14 protein-coding genes are annotated in these 20857 nt (G+C 52.4%); 10 read left to right on the top strand and 4 right to left on the bottom strand.

The features are described from left to right. Positions 1-17: 17 nt before the first annotated feature. From ACN0YN_RS29065 to ACN0YN_RS29055, 3 genes are all read right to left on the bottom strand, one after another. The gene (locus ACN0YN_RS29065; protein WP_417388401.1) at positions 18-923 is read right to left on the bottom strand and encodes a DUF58 domain-containing protein; all 906 of its coding nucleotides are present in this window, start codon (positions 921-923) and stop codon (positions 18-20) included. Then, positions 880-1950, bottom strand: a complete 1071-nt coding sequence (locus ACN0YN_RS29060) for an AAA family ATPase (RefSeq protein WP_417388413.1) — start codon at positions 1948-1950, stop codon at positions 880-882. The genes ACN0YN_RS29065 and ACN0YN_RS29060 overlap by 44 nt, the downstream gene beginning before the upstream one ends. Positions 1951-2075: 125 nt before the next feature. After that, entirely contained in the window at positions 2076-4178 is a 2103-nt protein-coding gene (locus ACN0YN_RS29055; protein ID WP_417388400.1) for an alpha/beta hydrolase family protein, read from the bottom strand. A gap of 360 nt (positions 4179-4538) precedes the next feature. Between ACN0YN_RS29055 and ACN0YN_RS29050 the strand changes: the two genes are divergently transcribed. From ACN0YN_RS29050 to ACN0YN_RS29005, 10 genes are all read left to right on the top strand, one after another. Beyond that, positions 4539-5492, top strand: a complete 954-nt coding sequence (locus tag ACN0YN_RS29050; RefSeq protein WP_417388399.1) for an AAA family ATPase — start codon at positions 4539-4541, stop codon at positions 5490-5492. Between the two features lie 201 nt (positions 5493-5693). Continuing rightward, positions 5694-8333 carry a DUF255 domain-containing protein gene (locus ACN0YN_RS29045; RefSeq protein WP_417388398.1) on the top strand — a complete coding sequence of 880 codons (2640 nt, stop codon included), beginning with the start codon at positions 5694-5696 and terminating at the stop codon, positions 8331-8333. A 69-nt stretch (positions 8334-8402) separates the two neighbouring features. Then, positions 8403-9872 (top strand): pyruvate kinase, encoded by a 1470-nt coding sequence (gene pyk, locus ACN0YN_RS29040; RefSeq protein WP_417388397.1) that lies wholly within the window; start codon positions 8403-8405, stop codon positions 9870-9872. A gap of 27 nt (positions 9873-9899) precedes the next feature. Continuing rightward, positions 9900-11210 carry a PQQ-binding-like beta-propeller repeat protein gene (locus ACN0YN_RS29035; RefSeq protein ID WP_417388396.1) on the top strand — a complete coding sequence of 437 codons (1311 nt, stop codon included), beginning with the start codon at positions 9900-9902 and terminating at the stop codon, positions 11208-11210. 394 nt (positions 11211-11604) lie between these two features. Further along, positions 11605-12591: a DUF1559 domain-containing protein gene (locus ACN0YN_RS29030; protein ID WP_417388395.1), complete on the top strand. Its 987-nt coding sequence runs from the start codon at positions 11605-11607 to the stop codon at positions 12589-12591. A gap of 195 nt (positions 12592-12786) precedes the next feature. Beyond that, positions 12787-13197: a hypothetical protein gene (locus ACN0YN_RS29025; protein WP_417388394.1), complete on the top strand. Its 411-nt coding sequence runs from the start codon at positions 12787-12789 to the stop codon at positions 13195-13197. A gap of 219 nt (positions 13198-13416) precedes the next feature. Beyond that, on the top strand, positions 13417-14487 hold the full coding sequence (locus ACN0YN_RS29020) for an Ldh family oxidoreductase (RefSeq protein WP_417388393.1): 1071 nt from the start codon (positions 13417-13419) through the stop codon (positions 14485-14487). A gap of 44 nt (positions 14488-14531) precedes the next feature. Beyond that, positions 14532-15170: a thioredoxin family protein gene (locus tag ACN0YN_RS29015; protein WP_417388392.1), complete on the top strand. Its 639-nt coding sequence runs from the start codon at positions 14532-14534 to the stop codon at positions 15168-15170. Between the two features lie 36 nt (positions 15171-15206). Beyond that, a complete protein-coding gene (locus ACN0YN_RS29010) occupies positions 15207-16109 on the top strand; it encodes a DNA-methyltransferase (RefSeq protein WP_417388391.1) in 903 nt (300 codons plus the stop codon). Positions 16110-16484: 375 nt separating this feature from the next. Next, entirely contained in the window at positions 16485-18443 is a 1959-nt protein-coding gene (locus tag ACN0YN_RS29005) for a preprotein translocase subunit SecA (protein ID WP_417388390.1), read from the top strand. Positions 18444-18458: 15 nt separating this feature from the next. On the opposite strand, the gene ACN0YN_RS29000 is transcribed toward ACN0YN_RS29005, so the two are convergent. Beyond that, positions 18459-20798, bottom strand: coding sequence for an efflux RND transporter permease subunit (locus tag ACN0YN_RS29000; RefSeq protein WP_417388389.1), 2340 nt, complete (start codon positions 20796-20798; stop codon positions 18459-18461). Positions 20799-20857: the final 59 nt, after the last annotated feature.

The raw sequence follows: 20857 nt of genomic DNA, 5'->3' as shown, positions 1-20857 counted from the left end.
TTTCGAATCAATACAACTTAAGAACCCACACGTGACTGACGGTGTGAGAGGAATGTTGAGAGTGCCATATCCAGAGACTGATCGGTACGAACCAGACCGTAATCCATGTTCAGATCGCGACAGCCGCGCTGGGCTGCTTTCAGAAATTTTTCAAACTCGGCCTGATAGGCTTTTTTGAGCGAGCGTGGTTCTGCCATCTGTTCCGGCAGATTTTCCAGTCCGCGAAAGAGGACCGGTTCCTGAAAAGGGAAGTCCTGCTCCGCCGGGTCAATCACCTGCAGCAGGCTGACATCATGTTTACGATGCCGAAAATGTTTTAACCCCAGCATGACTGAATCAAGATCATCAAACAGATCACTGATAATAATGATCAGGCTGCGACGGTTGATGCGTTCTGCCAGTTCGTGAAAGACCCTGCCCAGCCCTGATTCGCCTGCTGCTTCTGTGTGTTCCAGCGTGTAATAAATCTGCTTCAGATGCGTTGGCTGACTGGCGGGCCTGAGAAAATCAACCACGTGATCGTTCACCGTACACAGCCCCGCGGCATCCTGCTGTTTGATCACGACATAAGATAATGCCGCTGCCACCAGTCGTGCATATTCCCATTTGGAGAGCGCGGTTCCCTCGGAACGGTAACGCATGGACTCGCTGCAGTCGAGCAGCAGATAGCAGGTAAAATTGGTTTCGGCTTCATACTGCTTCAGGTAATAACGATCCGATTTGGCGTACACTTTCCAGTCGACGTAGCGCAGGTCATCGCCGGTCGCGTATTCCCGATGCTGCGCAAATTCGGCGGAAAATCCATGAAAGGGGCTCTTGTGCGCCCCGGAAACATAGCCTTCCACAATCTGTCGCGCCGCCAGATCCAGATTCTGAACCTTAGCGAGCGTCTGTGGATCTAAATACTTGCGGTAATCGTCCATCAAGTTTTTCCTGCGAGGAATCGACCGGGATGAGTTGAATCAGTCGATCCACGATTTTATCGGGAGTCATCCCCTCGGCTTCGGCATTGAAGTTGGTGATGATGCGATGCCTGAGCACGGGATGTGCGACAGCACGAATATCTTCGGTGCTCACATACATCCGACCATGCAGAATCGCGCGAGCTTTTGCGCCGAGTACCAGATTCTGGCTGGCACGGGGGCCGGCACCCCAGCTGACAAACTCGCGAATAAAGTCGGGTACATCTTCTGCCTGTGACTCACTGCCGGGAATGATACGCGTCATGCGGGCAAACTGCATTGCATAACGAATCACATGATCGGCAACGGGGACTTTGCGCACGAGTGACTGAAAGGACAACAGTTCCTCCAGATTCAGGACTTTCTCTACCGAGTAGGAATCATCAGAGGTGGTCTGTCTGACGATCGCAAACTCCTCTTCTTCACTGGGATACTCGACTTTGATTTCAAACATGAAACGGTCGAGCTGTGCTTCCGGCAGAGGATAGGTTCCTTCCTGCTCAATCGGATTTTGGGTCGCCAGCACAAAAAACGGTTTCGGCAGTTTGTGTTTTCGTCCGCCGGCCGTCACCTGGTGTTCCTGCATCGCTTCCAGCAGAGCGGCCTGCGTTTTGGGAGGCGTGCGGTTGATTTCGTCTGCGAGGACCACATTCGAAAAAATCGGGCCGGGCAGAAATTTGAAATCGCGATTGCCCGTACTCTTATCTTCCTGAATCACATCGGTACCGGTAATGTCGGCCGGCATGAGATCGGGTGTGAATTGAACGCGGTTAAAAGAAAGATTGAGAGTATCCGCCAGCGTATGCACGATCAACGTTTTGGCAAGGCCGGGCACGCCGACCAGCAGACTGTGTCCGCCTGCCAGCAGTGAGATCAATAATTCTTCGACCACCTGCTGCTGGCCGATAATCACCCGGTTCACTTCCTGCAGGAGTCGCTGATAGGCCTGATGTAATTGTTCCACCGATTCCAGATCGGAAGTTTCCATCTTAGGGTCGCTGCTCACAATGATGCCAGTTTCTGATTCAAAGAAAAGAATGAAGCCCGCCGGTGTCGACTACTACTATTGTGACGGGCGTACCCGGGTAGATGCAAGGCTGCTGGCAGGAGTTCTCAGCTGTCAGCACCTTTTGCCCCCCAGGGAGCGATTTGCGTAAGGCCTTTACCCGACTTCAGTTCAGCGTAACAGTCTGGCATATCAAAGACAGTCAATACGTTCGGCACCAGTGTGGAAAGCGGCCAATCGTAATGCTCGGTTTCAGCAATGTCGCTGAAAGAGGTCAGTGCATTCTTTAACGTCACCTGTTTCACATGTGGTGAGAACAGGGCGGCAAACGTCGCCGGCAGTGCGCCCCAGCCGCGCCCGATCAGATGGATATCGGTATGCCCGTTGGCTGCCATCCAGTCGAGAACCCTGAGGACGTCAAACGTCTTCTGTCCGACATACGGGTCATCCAGCATGACGGAATGGGCTGCATAAAAGTAATCACTGCCGTACGGCGTAAAGAAAGAATTCGGGTTAGTTGTGTCCGGCATCGATTCTCCCACGCCGCGCACATCACAGGTATATAAAATGCGTTTTTTGTCCTCACTGGCAGTTTTCAGCAGAGGTTCTTCCCGCAGTTCTGCATCGGAAGAGACATGGGAGATATACAGGGTGGCCTGTTTGCCGGCGTCTTGAGGCGGACGGGAATAAAGTTTCTCGTCAGACACACGGTATACGATGGCCTGAATGCCCGGTTCTGTTTCCACCGCATAAGCGATGAAATTTTTCAGCGGATAGTTTTTGCCGCCCCGGTTTCTGAGAATCCGATAATCGGGTGTCCCTTCGATATTTTTTAAACGCAATGTTTCCGCGACTGCCGACTGCAGGGCAGCACCCGACAGTGGCTTGCGCTGCGCCGCCAGTGACTTTGACAGTTCTGCCGTATAAACGTGAATGGGTTTAGAACCGATGTCTGCGACAGAACCTTTCGGGGTACACCAGAGAGTTTCATCTTTCTCAATAACCAGCTTCGGTTCTTTGGATTCACTGGAAACGCCGGTTGCCTGGTTAAACCATTCATACATGGCTTCGCGATTTTCCTGCGAGTAACCATGATAGGTAGGACCTACGAACATCGAGACATTGTCTTCGTGACCCAGCAGTTTGTAGAGCCGCTTCAGCCGCAGATACGCTTCCCGCGCACCCCGCACATCAAAATAGTCTCGTTCTTTACTGAGAATGCGAACCGGTTTCGGTGCCTGTGCCGCCAGGAAGTCGGCGTGATCCAGTTCCAGCGCCAGCGCTTTGGGTGGACACTGTTCTGTATCCGCGGGGAGTTCATTCTCCATGTTGCGACGGAATGTGGTGACGAAACAACTGGGAGCTGCCATCGCCCAGCGGGGCTCCACGCCACACAGCCAGGTGGTCAAGGTGCCGCCTCCCGAATTGCCGGTGACACCGACCTGATCCGGATCGACTTCTTTGCGGGTCAGCAGATAATCGAGCGCACGAACCCCGTCCCAGGCGCGCCACATTGCCAGATTTTCCCCGACCAGAAACTGCTGGTTGCCGCCATGCAGATGTTCGCGTACTCCGACCCCCACTGTGGATTTAAGATCATCGCCACTGTACTGGACCCGTTCTCCCTGTCCGATGGGATCGTAAATTAAAACGACGTATCCCTTACGCGCGAGCCCTTGTGAGAATGACTGATATGCGGTCTCTGCTTTCCCGTTATGCGAATGACCGCAGGTCCCCACGACGCCGGGCACGGGTTTGGTGATCCCTTTGGGAACGTACAGATTCGCGGTGACCAGAAATCCGGGACGGCTTTCGAAGATCACATTTTCAATTGTGTAAGTATCGCGATCGGTCGTTTTCGTGACCCGTGCATTGAGCGGCGTGCGTTCGGGTTCCGGGCCGAACGATTCACGAATGCGTTTCTGTACGGAGGTGACATAGGCTTCCGCGTCTGCTTTGGTTTTTAACGCGTCAAGACGCTGAATCGTTTTGGCTTCCTGTTCCCGAACGCGATCAACAAAATATTCCTGCACCATCCGCGGGAAGCGATTCAAGTTTTCGATCTTCTGGTCGGCAGGAGCTGCCACCAGTTCCTGAAGCACCAGATGATCCAGCAGACTCAGACCAGCCAGGCTTATGCCTCCTGACTGTAGAAAAGACCGTCGTGTGAGAGAGGCGAACTGGTCGATCGACTGATTGGGGCCCGTCATGCAGTATTATCCTGATGTATTGAAATTTATAATGACATCGAAATGAAGGGGCATTCGCTTTGTCAGCCACTGAAAAGGACTGAACACACAGACAAAGCTCCTGAATTTCATAAATGATTGCTACCAGAAGTGATTGTTATCAAAATTTGGTTTTCTTTACAATCGGCTTCTCTATAATGAAACTCAGTCAGAGAATTGTACAGAAATATTTTCTCTGTTTTTATATAATTCCATATCCCCTCGAAACCCGTTAGACTGTCAGTTGAAATCAATGTAGGAATCCTGTATTTCTGAACGTTGATACCCCGACTGTGCTCACCGTTGTATCAACATCAACGCTCATCAGAAAATGGATCTTTAATGGAAGTCAGCTCCCAGCAAGAAACTGCCAGCCTGGTCAAGACACTGCATGACAATATCTCCAGCGTCCTCATAGGAAAGCCGGACGTTGTACAACTGGCGATTGTGACTCTGCTGGCGGAAGGCCATATTCTGATTGAAGATGCACCCGGGGTGGGGAAGACATCACTCGCGAAAGCGATTGCTAAAAGTCTTGACTGTAACTACACACGAGTGCAGTTCACTCCGGATATGCTCCCCTCTGATATTCTGGGGTCCAATGTCTTTCTGCCGAGTCTGGGTGAGTTCGAGTTCCGTAAAGGACCGATCTTCTCCAATATATTGCTGGCAGACGAAATCAACCGGACGCCTCCCCGTACCCAGAGTGCGCTGCTGGAAGCGATGAATGAAGGCCAGGTCAGCGTGGAAGGCCAGACGATTACTCTGCAACCTCCGTTCTTCGTACTGGCGACACAAAACCCTTACGAGTTCGAAGGCACCTATCCCCTGCCGGAAAACCAGCTCGACCGCTTCATGATGTGTATTGATATCGGGTATCCCGATCGGGCCATCGAACGTGAAGTTCTGATTCAGCATCGCAATGGTGAGCCGGTGGAAACTCTGCAATCCGTCCTGTCGGTGAAACAACTGCGTGAAATGCAACAGGCAGTGCGAAATGTCCGGGTCGATGATTCCCTTACGGACTATATATTGGAAATCGTAGATACAACCCGCAACCACCCCGAATTGACATTGGGCGTGAGCACCCGCGGCGCCATTACGTTTTCGCATGCGGTTCAGGGAAAAGCATTTACCGAAGGGCGAGATTACGTCATCCCCGATGACATCAAACAGTTGGCAGTACCGGTGTTAGCACATCGCGTGATCACCCGGTCCCTGGTGCGTGAAAGCCAGAGAAGCCGTGCCACGGAGATTATTCGCCAGATTCTTCAACAGATCCCGGTCCCGGCCTGAACCGGTCATCTGGCATCAGACATTGCCGCTGTGATGTGCTGAATTTCTATTCTTATGCTATTATTAAATAGTCGACTGGACGGGTATTGGATAAGATAATGTTACCCACCGCCGGATCAGACAAATAACTGCTGGCTGGCGCCGTCTGAAAAATAAATCGGGTCTCGAGAGATCTGCCCGCCCCCCCAAAGGAATCATAAAATGGATTTGCATAAAAATATGAAATGGTGGATTGTTCTGCTGCTGACCATCTTATTCTTTGTTTCCAACTGGAAACCAGCGAACCTGTCTGCCAGTGAAAAGCCGGCCGGCGAAGATTCGAAAACCAAAGCAACCGAATCAGCAAAGACGAAAAACAAAGCCATGTTTACCAACCGTCTTTCCAAAGAGACCAGCCCGTACCTGTTGTTGCACCAGCACAATCCTGTCGACTGGTATCCCTGGGGACCGGAAGCCTTTGAAAAAGCGAAGCAGGAAAACAAAATCATTTTTCTGTCGGTGGGTTACAGCAGCTGTTACTGGTGCCACGTGATGGAACGGCTGGTTTTTGAGAACCCCGAAATCGCGAAGTATATGAACGAGAACTTTGTGAACATCAAAGTCGATCGCGAAGAACGGCCGGACATCGACGACATCTATATGACCTCCTTAAGCGTTTACTTTCATCTGATTGGTGCGCCTGATAATGGAGGCTGGCCGCTTTCGATGTTTTTAACTCCCGATCGCGAGCCTTTTGCAGGGGGCACCTACTTCCCGCCGACCGATCAGGGAGGCCAGATGAGCTTTCCCCGCGTCCTCGCAAAAGTAAATGAACTGTGGAGCGGCGATAAAGCCAAGGTAGAGCAGAGTGCCACGATCATCGCCAAAGAAGTCGCCCGGCTGCAGAAAGAAGAAGGGGCTGGCGAAGCCATTCCGATCGAAGATAGACTGGTCAAAGCGGGTGTGCGATCCATCAATGCCAGTTTTGATCCCGAGTATGGCGGCATTGACTTTTCGGAAGTCAGTCCGAATGGACCCAAGTTCCCCACGTCGTCCAAGCTGGTCTTACTGCAGTACGACATTGAATCGCCGGTCGCTGAAAGTACGTCGGCGGAATCAGCAAAGGTGCTTTACCAGACGCTCGACGCAATGGCGAATGGCGGCATCTACGATCATCTGGGAGGCGGCTTTCATCGTTACAGTACCGATCGCTACTGGCATGTGCCTCACTTCGAAAAAATGCTGTACGACAACGGGCAGCTGGCATCGCTGTATGCGAACGCTTACGCACAGACAGGCAACGCACAATACAAACAGGTCGCGGAAGGCATCATCGATTTTGTCTTGCGCGAGCTGACCGATCCCCAGGGAGGCTTCTATTCCGCTCTGGATGCAGAAACCGACGGCGTGGAAGGCGAACATTATGCCTGGTCTCAGGAAGAACTGAAAAAGATTCTGGGAGACGGCTATCCCCTGTTCGCTGAATTTTATGGCTTGAACGAACCGGTTCGCTTTGAACATGGTTACGTACTGCATCGCGTGACGACTCTCAAAGCACTCGCCGAAAAACAGAAGATGACTCCGGCAGCGCTGGAATCACAACTGGCGACGATGCGTGAGAAACTGCATGCGGTTCGCAATCAACGAAAGTCCCTGTTGAAAGACGACAAAATCCTGACCAGCTGGAACGGTCTGATGATCACCGGCATGGCCAACACAGGTCGCATTCTGAAACGTCCTGACTACACAGCCGCCGCCGAAAAAGCGGCACAGTTCATACTGGATCAGATGCGCGACGATCAGGGGCACCTGTATCGCAGCTATCGCGCCGGCCAGGCCCGGTTGAATGCGTATCTGGATGACTATGCCTTTCTGGTCCAGGGACTGCTCGCTCTCTATGAAGCGACCGGCAAGCAGCAGTGGCTCGATCAGGCACAGGCATTGACTGACCTGCAGATCAAACTGTTCTGGGATCAGAAAGAACATGGCTTCTTCTTCACGACACATGATCACGAACAGTTAATTGCCCGGACCAAGAATGCATACGACGCCGCGATCCCTTCCGGCAACAGTATCAGCACACGGAACCTGATTCAGTTATCGCAGCTGACCGGCGATCCGAAATATCGACAGCACGCAGACCAGACGCTGCAGCTGTTTGGACGCGTGATTAAACGCTATCCCGACCGCTGTGCCCAGCTGGTGCAGGCAGTGGGAGAGTTCCTGGAAACACCCGCTGATCAGAAACAATCGACGTTGATGATTCCCGCAACAGAAACGAGTTTTGCACAAGGGTCGCTGCAGCAGTTTGAAGCAAACTCCGAGCAGTTGGCCAGCGTCACACCCGGGCTGGAGTTACTCGCACTCGCTGGTTTGGGTCAGGTTACTCCCAAGAAAAATCTGGTAACCGCAAAGGCATATCTTTCCGTTGATAAGCTGCCCGCGGGAAAAACCTGCCAGGTGGCGATTGTACTCAAAATCGATGAAGGCTGGCACATAAATGCGAATCCCGCCAAGCCCGATTTCATGGTACCAACCACGTTCACCGTAAAATCAACTCAGCAGGTGAAACTGTCTCAAATCAAATATCCGGCCGGCCACGCATTTACGGTGGAAGGCTTCGATGAACCGCTGCAGGTTTACGAGAAACAGGCCATCATTCGGGGCACATTGACAATTCCCGCTGCAGCAGGAGGGAAAGCAGAGCAACTGGAACTCAACGTCAAGTACCAGGCCTGCAACGATAAAACCTGCATTCGCCCGACGACAGTCAGCCTGAAAGGGAATTTCCAGATCGCCAGACCGGGAGAACCAGTCAATCAGGTGAATCAGAAATGGTTTCAGACAGATGGAAATAACTGAACTCAGCTGCTTTAAAGCAGATCCATGCGCACGCTACGATCTGCTTTCTCTCAATTCTTTTTAAGGTTCATGATGAACGACAAACACTACGCGGAACATCCACTCGTAAAAACGAAAATTATCGCAACAGTCGGTCCCGCTTCCGATTCTCGGGAAATGCTCAAGAAACTGGTGATTGCGGGAGTGGATCTGTTTCGGCTGAACTTCGCTCACGGTAAGCATGAATGGCTGGCGGAGATTGTAAAAAATATTCACGAGATCTCAGAGGAACTGGAAAAGCCCATCGGCATTTTAGGCGACCTCTCTGGTCCCAAGATCCGACTGGGTGTGCTGCCCGGTGATGAAATCACGTGTCGACAGGACATGCGATTCCGCTTCATTCAGGGAATGGAATCTGACAATCCCCAGGAATTGACGTGTACTTACGAATCGTTGATCAGCGACCTGCGCGTGGGCGATCCCGTTCTGCTGGCGGACGGCATGGTGGCAATGCGGGTCGTGGAGAAATCTCTGGATGATGAATACGTCGAATGTGTGGTGGAACGGGAAGGCATCATCCGCAGCAAACAGGGAGTCAATCTGCCCGGCGTGCAGTTGAGTACGCCTTGTCTCACAAAGAAGGATTTGAAAGACCTGGCCTGGGCCGTCGAACATGGTCTGGATTACATCGGCCTTAGTTTTGTGCGCTCCGCCGACGATATTACTCAGCTGAAAAATGAGATTGAAAAACTGAATCCGGTCGATGAGCCCCATATCGTCGCGAAGATTGAAAAAATCGAAGCGGTCAGTGATATCGAACAGATTCTGAAGCTGACCGATGCCGTCATGGTAGCCCGTGGCGATCTGGGCGTCGAAGTCGATATCGAACGCGTGCCCGTCATCCAGAAACGGATCATTCATCTCTGCAATCAATATCGCATCCCTGTGATCACAGCGACACAGATGCTGGACAGCATGCAGTTCAACACATTCCCAACCCGTGCCGAAGCCAGTGATGTGGCCAATGCGGTGCTGGACGGTAGCGATGCCGTCATGCTTTCGGGCGAAACAGCGGTTGGCGTGAGTCCACTGGCAGCAGTCGAGATGATGAGCCGCATCGTGCGAGAGGCGGCCCGCATTCTGTCTTCCAATCTACATTCCGAAGATACGACCAGCAATCGTCGCCTGTATGCCCGCGAAGTGACGGAAGCCGTCACGATGGGCGCAGGGATCACTGCGGAAAAACTGGACGCCGATCTGATGGTGACCTGCACGCATGAAGGCAAAACCGCGATGGCGTTATCGAAACAGAGGCGAACCGTCCCGACCGTCGCGCTGACCGATCGCCCGGCAACGGCGCGACGCATGACTTTGTACTGGGGCGTCACTTCGCTGTTGACCGATGTGGTCGATAAGTCGCCGTCCAAAATCCTGAAGTACATCGCCAGTTACGGCAAAAAACATGGGTTCCTGTCAACCGGAAGCCAGATCGTCCTGATCTCCGGGACCGACTGGACTGCGCAGGGACATGACATGCTCCTCGTCCACGAAGTGAAATAAATCAATCTGTTCTCCGTTGAGGTAATTATGACTATCACACGCAGCCTGCTCGCGTTTGTCCTCAGTTTCAGTTTTGTATCGCAGCAGGCTTTCAGTGACGACTGGCCTCAATGGGGAGGACCGGAACACGATCTGGTCTGGCGGGAAACCGGAATCGTCAAAACGCTTCCCACGACCGGCGTGCTGCCTCGCGTCTGGTCAACCCGCATCGGAGAAGGTTACGCAGGACCAGCGGTCGCAGAAGTCGATGCGCGCTGGTGTGTGTTTGTGACCGATCGCATATTCAAACAGCGCGTCAGTTTTGAACGCGTATTATGTCTCGATGCAGAGTCCGGGAAAATCATTTGGAAACATGAGTATCCCGTCGAATACTCGGTCAGCTATCCCGCCGGCCCCCGTTCAACACCAGTGATTCACGATGGTCGAGTTTATACGGTCGGTGCGCAGGGACATCTGCTCTGCCTGGATGCGAAAAAGGGAAGCGTGCTCTGGGGCAAGAATTTTGTGACCGAGTATGGAACGCAACTCCCCACCTGGGGGATGGTCGCTTCACCGCTGGTGGACGGAGACCAGTTGATTACTCTGGTGGGAGGTCAGCAGAATTCACTCGTCGTCAGTTTTGACAGGAAGACCGGCAAAGAGCTCTGGCGTTCACTGGAAGACCCCGCCGTCGGATACGCGCCTCCGGTTATCTTTGAATTTGGCGGCCAGCGCGAACTGATCGTCTGGCATCCGACAGCGGTATCAGCGCTCAATCCCGAAAACGGGAAGCTGATCTGGGAGGTTCCCTATGGAGTACGTTACGGCCTGACGATCGCCACGCCGCGCAAAGTCGGAAACCGGTTGTTTGTCGCCAGCTTTTATAACGGTCCGCGTATGATCGAAGTTTCGCCGGACGGCAATCGGGCAAAAATTGTCTGGGCAGGCAAGAGTGACAGTGAAATCAATACCGACGGGCTGCACCCGATCATGATGACGCCTGTCTTCAACGGCAAGAATATTTACGGCGTCGACAGCTACGGGCAGTTAAGAGGCCTGGATGCGAAAAATGGTAACCGACTGTGGGAAACAGAACAGGCAACCGGAAAAGGCCGCTGGTGGAACGCGTTTATCATTCCCCACGAAGACCGTTACTTTCTGCACAACGAACAGGGAGACCTGATCATTGCGAATCTGACGCCCGAAGGATACGAAGAACTGAGCCGGGCCAGACTGATCGAACCGACCAGGCGGGTCCAGCGACGCATGACGATCTGGTCGCATCCTGCATTCGCCATGAAAAGTGTGTTCGCCCGCAACGACAGAGAAATCATTCGCGTCGATCTGTCTGCCAAATGACTTCCCCTCTCAAAACCAGGCCGGTGCGCATGGGATCGAAACCAGAGCTCATCTGATCCCTCAGAATGTAGTCTCGCCAGGACCAATTTTCGTAACATACTACTAAAATAGAACTTACGGAATATTCTTTCTATAAAACACCGAAAACTACGCGCATGCTCCAAATTGTCATTGCGAGAACATAAATCGGTGTTTATATTCTTAACATTATTTAAGTAACAATCTTAACCCACCTGATCCCAGATCCATCCCCTGTTTCTGGGCCACCCTTGAAATCTCCTGCAGACACACCGATGAGGCCAGGGAACTCCGCTGAATGCCCTCCGTTCCCTGTCCATACTAACGTTTTTATTCCCTCCCTTGAAATCCCCTTAATTACTGAAGAGGCACCTGAATGAACCCGCCAAACCAACCGAAACGAGGATTTACATTAATTGAACTGCTGGTCGTCATCGCGATTATTGCCATTCTGATTGCTCTGTTACTTCCCGCCGTCCAACAGGCCCGGGAAGCAGCAAGACGGAGCACCTGTAAAAATAATATGAAACAGATCGGCCTGGCATTACATAATTATCATGAAACCTACAGTGCGTTTCCCGTAGGCGCCCTCCCCGGCAATCGTCCCAACTGGCGCTACGGTTTGCTTCCCAGTATGGATCAGGCACCCCTTTTCAATCAGTTGAATGTTTCCGGACACTGGGCATCCGGCTGTAATTCATCAAGCAGCTACGGTCAACAGGCCACGAATACGAATATGGTCATCGTGGGAATCAAGATTCCTGTTTTTCAATGTCCTTCCAGTCCACTGGATCCGAATAACCCATCAGGCAGCATGTGCAATTACGATCGGTTACAATGTCATGACTATGTCGGCATCAGTGGCGCGACTCCAGACCCCGCAGGTACCAGTGGTGTCTGCTCGACAGGCGCTGATTACGGCGTGTACTGCAATAACGGATTACTGGTCCCCGGCAAGAACTATCGTTTCCGCGATGTGACAGATGGCACATCCAATACGATCATCGTTGCGGAACAGTCGGGAAGTGTTTCGGGAAATGACTGGCGTACCAACTATCATGGCGGCTGGCGCGGCTGGTCTTCTTCAGGTGATGTTGTGGCGCGAACCGGCGCGCATCACGTGGCAGGGGTAACCACGGTTGCCTTTTCGATCAACGCCAAATCCGGACAGGCGGGCGGCAGTACCGTTCCCCGTTCAAACAGTGCCTACTCCGGAAATACGATTCTCAATTCCTATCACACCGGCGGTATTCATGTCCTGCTGGCTGATGGAGGCGTCCGTTTTGTTTCCGAGAATCTCGACTTCCTGACACTGAGACAACTCTGTGCACGAAGTGACGGACAGGTGATTGGAGAATTCTAGAGCGCATCACATTTAACCAGAGCGTCTTCCAGTCTGACGGGAATTCCCCTGCAGACCTGGAACGCTCTTGTGACAGGCTGCTTGCATTTGGCACACCATTGAATGGCACAGGCGTCTTTCTTCGACGTCCTGCGCATTCAGATGGCAACGCCTCCCGTTGAATCACATCAGACATCAATGACTAAGGTATGAACCATGAAGTTGAGTTTCAAATATTGCTGCGTACTCTCCGGATTCGTTTTTTTGATGGCAGGTTGCGGCGGAGAGCCGGAAATTCCTACAGGCCAGGTCAAAGGCAAAGTGAGTTATGAAGGGACCCCTCTCGCAGAGGGAGTCATATCATTTTATTCCTCCGAACTGGGTGTCGGAGCGTCGGCAGATCTCACAGGGGAAGGAGAGTACGAGATTTTAGAACCCTTAAAAACAGGAACCTATGCTGTATCGATCCTGCCTCCTCCTGAAGCGCCCCCCCAGGACGCCATCCCGGTTTCGACCAAAAAAGAGCATAAAAATATCCCCCAGAAATATCGCGACCCGCAAAAAAGCGAATTAACCTTCGCCATCAGTGAAGGCGAGAATACATTTGATGTCAATATGACGAAATAGACTCGGCAGAGCAGAAAACCCTGAAGGCTGATGATGATCTGTATGCCCTGTGCAGGCTCACACGGTTTTACAGAATATTAAAATTCTCACAGCCACGCAGGGCTGCAGTACAATCAGGCTGGAATTGGCGGACGGTTATTATATGATGAACGTACAATTTCCCTCCCGCGTTCTTAAGGAAGCACGCGGTTACTGCCCCCTACTTAAAGAGTCACTATTATGTCGTCGGATCATTTTGCACCGCCTCAGGATCGATCCCAGGAAGTTCAGATTCCTCTGGAGCCTCTCAAAGAACTTCTGATCAAGCTGTTTGTCCGCATGGGAATGTTCGAGGTCGAAGCGGAAATCGCTGCCGACCGGTTGATTGAAGCCGACCTGCGCGGCATTCACTCGCACGGCAGTCGCACCGCCGAACGCTATCTTGACTCGATGGACATGGGTGACATCGATCCCCGGGCGCAGATCCTGACCCTCAAAGAAACGCCGGCCATCGCCGTCCTGGACGGCAGCAAATCGATGGGGCACGTCGCAGCGACCCGGGCCATGGAACTGGCGATTAAAAAAGCCGGGGAAGTCGGAACCGGAACCGTTGTCGTCAAGAACAGCCATCACTTTGGCGCCGCCGCCGTCTATGTTCTGATGGCGGTTCGCGCAGGCATGATCGGTTATTGCACCACGAACACAGGCAGAGCCACTGTAGCCGCCCACGGAAGTACACAGGCCGCCACCGCCAATAATGCGATCGCCTGGGGCGTGCCGACACGCGAAGGGGCTCCCTTTGTTCTGGATATGGCATGTGCCAAAACCTCCTGGGGCAAACTGGAAACACAGACCATGTACGGGCTGCCTGTTCCGCCTGGTTACGCTCTGGACAGTGAAGGCAAAGAAACCACGGATTCCTCTGCGGTGAAAACGCTGTTGCCCGCTGCAGGTCCACGTGGATATGGTCTGGCCATGATCAGCTCGATCCTGACCGGCGCACTGGCGGGCGGTAAAATGCCCATCAACAAAACCAAGCCGCCGGAAATCGAAGGCTCGGAACACTTCTTCTACGTCATCGATCTGAAACAGTTTGTCGAAGAAGAACAGTTTGATGCCGAGCTTGATTCCGCCATCAAAGCCATTCACCAGTTGAACACGGTCAATGAAAATGAACCGGTCCGCCTGCCGGGCGAACTGGAATGGGAACAGACCCAGCGTTCGTTAAGTGAAGGTCTGCTCGTACACCGTGACCATGCCAACCTGTTGAAAGAGCTGGCGGAACGCATTCGCTTTGATGTTCCCTGGTAAAACGATGACGGATTTTTTCTCAAACTATTTTTGAGGTTGAACTGATGTCTGCTTCACGACAATTATTACTCCTGCTGGCTGTCGCGGCCTGCTGTTTCATTACCAGTGAGTCTCCACTGAGGGCTGGAAAATATAATCCCGTGCTGGACGTGGGTGACAAAGCGCCTACGTGGGACGAGCTGCCGGCAACGGACGGAAAATCGTACTCGAGTGATTCGTTTCAGGATAAAAAAGTTCTGGTCATCGCCTTTACCTGTAACAGCTGCCCGTATGCAGTGGATTATGAAGGCCGTCTGAACCAGCTGGCGCAAAAATATTCTGCGAAAGATTCCCCCGTCGCGGTGATCGCCGTGAACGTGAATCTGGTACCCGCGGACAGCCTGGAAAAAATGAAAGAGCAGGCGACAGAAAAGAAATTCGTGTTTCCCTATCTGTTTGATCAGAGCCAGAAAATCGGTCAGGAGTTCGGAGCGACACGCACGCCAGAGTTTTTTGTGCTGAACAAAGATCGCAAGATTGTCTATATGGGCGCGATGGACGATTCCACCGACGCCAGCAAAGTCAAACAGGACTACGTTTCCGCAGCAATCGAAGCAGCCTTAAACGGGAAACAGCCGGAAACGACGGAAACCATTGCGATTGGCTGTAATGTTCGTTACAAACGCATTCGCAGAAAGAACTGATTTCCCCGCTTTCCTCTCGGCCGCGACTGTTACCCTATGACCAAATTCAATCAGATACATATTCAGGACTGCATCACAGGCATGCAGGAACTGGAAGCGGAGTCGATCGACCTGGCATTTGCCGATCCTCCGTTCAATATCGGTTACGAATACGATCAGTACGAAGACCGTCTGGAGAGTGAGCAGTATCTGGACTGGTGCCAACTCTGGCTGAAAGAAGTCGTGAGGCTGTTGAAGCCCGACGGTACCTTCTGGCTGGCCATTGGAGATGAGTATGCCGCTGAGCTGAAAGTCATGATGCAGCGCGAACTGGGCCTGACCTGCCGCAGCTGGGTGATCTGGTATTACACGTTTGGTGTGAACTGTAAAAATAAATTCAGCCGCTCTCATGCGCACCTGTTTTATATGGTGAAAGATTCGAAACAGTTTACTTTCAACGCAGACGATCCGGCCATCCGTGTCCCCTCTGCGCGACAACTGGTCTACGGCGATAAACGCGCCAACCCGAAAGGCCGCCTGCCCGACGATACCTGGATCTTAAGACCTCAGGACATTCCTGAGAGTTTCCAGGCGGAAGAAGATACGTGGTACTTCCCGCGGATCAATGGAACATTCAAAGAGCGACAAGGCTGGCATGGCTGTCAGATGCCCGAACAGCTGCTGGGACGCATCATTCGCGCCTGTTCTCATCCCGAGGAAGTCGTCCTGGATCCGTTTTCGGGGAGTGGCACGACTCTGGCGGTCGCGAAGAAACTGGAACGACAGTTTGTCGGCTTCGAACTCTCCGACGAATATGGAGCACGGGCCCAACAGCGACTGGCTGAGATCAAACCGGGACAGCCCCTGGACGGCGCAGAAAATCCGCTGGTCAGCGCCCCCACCACCAAAAACGGGAAACGGCTGGAAGACCGTCAGCGGAAGTCCAAGGCCCCCAAATAAGATCCCGCCCAAAGCAGCGACGTCACTGAACCTCCTGCCGGTATCATCGACTCTTCGCTGGGGTTGCCAGACTGGCGACATCTCGCTCTCCCCCTTTCTCAAGCACTGCTCTGCGATTTCCTCCCTGTCCAGCGGCATGAAAGATGCGTTTTTCTGTAATTCACTCAAATCGAACTGAATTCGCACTTCAAATCCCTAAATTGTTGCCTGAACACCACATTCGCTTGATAAAGCGGTTGCCAAAAAGCAACAGGCAACCGTTTTCAGGGACTGAATCCCGCCAGTGGGATAAAAAGGATCGAATCAGTAATGCGATTCAGTTAATATAATCAAAACCAAACTTTCTTTACTATTGTCGGGATTACAACAGTCATCGTGGCGAACTTTATCACCTCACTGACAAATCGAATTCGTGGTTTTCTGCTGACAGGCGAAAATGAAGTTCCGTCGCTCTGGTGGGATATCATCGACCAGATCCAGGCGCTGCGGGACGATTACCATTCGCAGACCGATTCCCAGTTATTTGATGAATGGCATTCTCTGCGTTACCGGGTTCAGAGTGGTGAATCGCTGACGAATCTCCTGCCGGAAGCGTTTGCCATCGTCAGCGTCCAGACACAGCGTCACCTGGGAATTACCCCCTACCCGGTACAATACCTGGGTGCGATCGCCATGCATGAAGGTACGATCGCCGAGATGCAGACCGGGGAAGGAAAAACCCTGACAGCTGCCCTGGCACTTTGCCTGAATGCTTTACCCGAAGCGGGCATGCATATCGCCACGGCGAATGATTATCTGGCTGAACGCGATGCTGCGTGGTTGAGCCCCGTGTATCACTCACTGGGGATGACCGTGGGTGTGGTGACTGCAGATTCTTCTCCGTCTGCCCGCCGTGAAGCCTATGATTGTGACATTACTTATGGCACGGCGCGGGAATTCGGGTTTGACTATCTGCGTGATCTGCTGAGTATTCCAGGCCAGAAACAGTCAATCAATACACGCCGCCAGCAATTGTTCGGCCGACAGAACGATAAAACCGCCAAACTGCTGGTGAATCCCCGTGCTCCTTATATGGTCATTATCGACGAAGCCGACAGTATCCTGATTGATGAAGCGCGTACGCCTTTGATTATCGGCCAGCAGGACACCCGAGAAGAACAGCAGATGAAACGCGTCTGCCAATGGGGTGCTGCACAGGCATCGCGATTGGCGGAAAACGAACACTACATCGATCATGGCCCCCAGAAGGGAATGGAACTGACAGAAGCAGGTCGTCGTCTCGTGCGGGAAATGCTGATGCAGGAAGACGCTCCTGTTTCACTGGATACCGGGACAGCCTACCTGGCTTCCGAACGGGCACTGCGCGTACAGAACTACTTTCACAAAGGACGCGAATACGTTGTCCGGGATGGAAAAGTTTCCATCGTCGATGAATTCACAGGTCGCATCGCGGAAGGCCGGATGTGGCAGAACGGGATCCACCAGGCGATTGAAGCGAAAGAAGGACTGGAAGTCACAACCCCCACCAAAGTCGGAGCCCAGACCACCGTGCAGGAACTGTTTGCCCGTTATCCCCGCATGGCAGGAATGACAGGCACCGCCGAATCCGCAGCCAGCGAATTGAAAAAAGTCTTCTCGACTCCCGTCATCAGTATTCCCACGAATCGTCCCTCACGGCGTGAAATGTATCCGGAACGGATTTTTCTGACAGCGGAAGAAAAATGGAACGCCATTGTCGAGGAGACGGCAGAAATGCATCGTCAGGGCAGACCAGTCCTGATTGGAACGCGTTCGGTGAACCTGTCGAACGAACTCTCTGCTCTGCTGCTGCAGGCCGGACTGGAGCATGAAGTCCTGCATGCGTTAAATCATGAGAATGAAGCCGCCATCATCAAAGAGGCCGGACAGCCGGGCCGCATTACCGTTGCCACGAATATGGCGGGACGCGGAACGGACATCATCCCGGGTGAAGGGGTCGCCGAACAGGGTGGACTGCATGTGATCTGTTCTGAGCTGCATGAATCGGCGCGGATTGATCGCCAGTTGACGGGTCGAACCGCACGCCAGGGAGATCCGGGCAGTGCAAGAATCTTTCTCTCCCTGGAAGACGATATCCTGAAGAACGGCCTGGAAACAGAGGCAGTGAAAGAACTGACCTCAAAATTCAAGGACGGCAATCTGGATCAGAAATCCCTGTTACGTGCGTTCTATCAGGCACAACGCCGTATTGAAAAACGCCACGAAAAGCAACGGATTGAACTAGTCAAACGCATTCAGGAACGTCACGAAATGCTGCATAAAATGGGACAGCATGCAAGTCTGGACGCACTCTGATACGGAACTCCGAATTCACTCTGTAGAATATGAGGTTGTTCTGATTTCCATCCCTTTGGGGAATCGCTCCCGGGCAAACTGCAGATGTTTTACGAATGGCTGCACCAGCATTGCCGGCAGGAAGAGTAAATCACCAATCAACGCAGTCGTCAGCAGAGCCAGCATCATCCAGGCAAACCGTTGTGTCGGAATGAAATCGCTGAAGGCAAAGACCAGTAGTCCCATCCCACAGATAAACGTGGTGTGAATCATCGCGCGACCGCAGTGCTTCATGGCGGATCGAACGGCCTGCTCGCTGCTCTGGTTCAATCCTTTTTCACGACGGTACCATGACAGGAAATGCAGTGTATCATCGATGGCAATTCCCAGCGCGACACTGGCCGTCATGACGGCACCAATATCGAGGGGAATATCCAGCCAGCCCATTATCCCGAATACGACAACGATCGGGAAAATGTTCGGCAGCATGCTGAGTAAACCGGTCAAAATGCTGCGCTGTACGATGATAATCATCAGCGCCACCAGCACGAATGCCGTCAGGAAGCTCCAGGTCAGGTCCTGTAAAATCAACTGTTGTACGGTGTGAATCAGCGGCATGATTCCGGTGTAGTACGCCGTCAGATGTACGCCGTCTTCTTCGTACTCCTGCAATGCAGGCTGTAATGTCGTCTTCAGTCGAGCCAGCGCTGCTCCGTAATCAACCTGTCCCAAAGCAGGCACACGGGCACTGATGCGCCATGACTCTCTTCCGCCGTTGTCCGACAGATAAACCGAACTGATTACCGCTTCGCGGTTCTCCTGTAATTTTTTATTCGTCACCACTTTTCGGAAGATCGATTCGAAACCATTATGTTCGACAGGATTAGGTCCAAATGTCGCTGCCGACATGGTACCGGTATAACCATCGATGTCATTGATGGTCTGTTCAATCTCGTCGATGATCCGCAAACGCTGCAGGAATGTCTTTTTACAGTCTTTGTCGAATTCGAGAATCACTTCGACCGGAATCAGCGGTCCCATGCGATCTTCGTTAAACTTGTAATCGCTGAGTACCTGGCTTCCCTTGGGAAACAGGGAGGGCACATCGACTGACGAGCGAATTGAGAGCAACCCGTAAGCTGAGAACACCATCAGCAGCACCAGTGATAGAAACACCGGAGCCGAATATCGTTCGAGCAGACGGGGAATATTTTCCAGTAACGAGGAAATACGGTTGAAGTACCGCGGCGAATGGGCAGTAATTCCTTCGCGGTTCATTTTCAAAATCTGTTGCGGCGGCCAGAGCTGCATGGCTCCGGGGAGCAACAGCAGCAGTACGCCCAGTGTAATCAGTAATCCGACAGAAGCGATCAGGCCGAACAATGCAATCGGGCTGATCTGACTGACCATCAGTGAGCCCAGGCCGATCGCTGTTGTCACAGCGGCCAGCAGACAGGGATACCAGCCTTTGGAAAATCCGTTGCGGACCGCGGTTTCTGCGTCTGATTTTGATTTTGCATTCTCAGCAAATAATTCGTCATAATAATAGTTGACCAGATGTACGCCGGCTGAAATGGTCAGTACAAAAATCAGCGTGGGAGTGATAATCAAAACCGCATCCAGCGAATAACCCATGTAATAAATCATCGCCAGTACCAGTCCCTGACCGAAGAGCCCGGCCAGCAGGATCGTACCCGTCAACATCCAGGAGCGAATACAGAACCAGCAGAGCAGCGTAGCCAGTATGGCTGATAATGCACCAAATACGTTAACGCTGTGGATACTTGCCTGATCGATGGCAACTCCGTCCACGGGAGGTCCGGTGATATGAAAGTCTTCACGGGGGAGCTGGCAGACTTCTTCTGCCACATCCAGTACATGATTAATGGACTGCGACCGTAATTCATTACCCCGATAAGTTAAAATAATGACGGCACAACTGTCTTTGAGATTTTTTCCGACGAGCACGCCCTTCAACCGCTCCAGCGCTTCATCGCGCGGCAGTTTGAGCGGGGGTGAGGTCAGCGAATTCAACGTTCCCGCACCACTGACAATGCGGTCGAACAGTGTTTCGTGTGTTTCGCCGAAATCGGTTTCGCGCGGGCTGTTGATCTGCTTTTCAAATTCGATCAAACGCGGATCATCGACGGTACAACCGGGCCAGCTGATGAGAATCAGATCGTTACTCTCAAAATCTTTGGAGAACTGATCGTAATTCTTTCTGGACTGCATGGAGTCGGGCGCCCACTTTTCAGGGGCAATACTCATACTTTCCACGCTTTTGTGGGCACCATAAATCAGAAATGGTGTGATGAGAACAAGTATGACAACCGTGATGAGGTAACGGCGAATATAGTGTGGTTTTGAAGTAATCATGGCGACGATCTTTGTGTAAGGGGCAAAACACAATAACAGGTACTTCAGGGCAGTCCCAG

Source organism: Gimesia sp. (assembly GCF_048260065.1).
GTDB lineage: Bacteria > Planctomycetota > Planctomycetia > Planctomycetales > Planctomycetaceae > Gimesia.
Note: the sequence above shows the minus strand (reverse complement) of the source record. Positions and strands in the feature narration are given on the sequence as shown.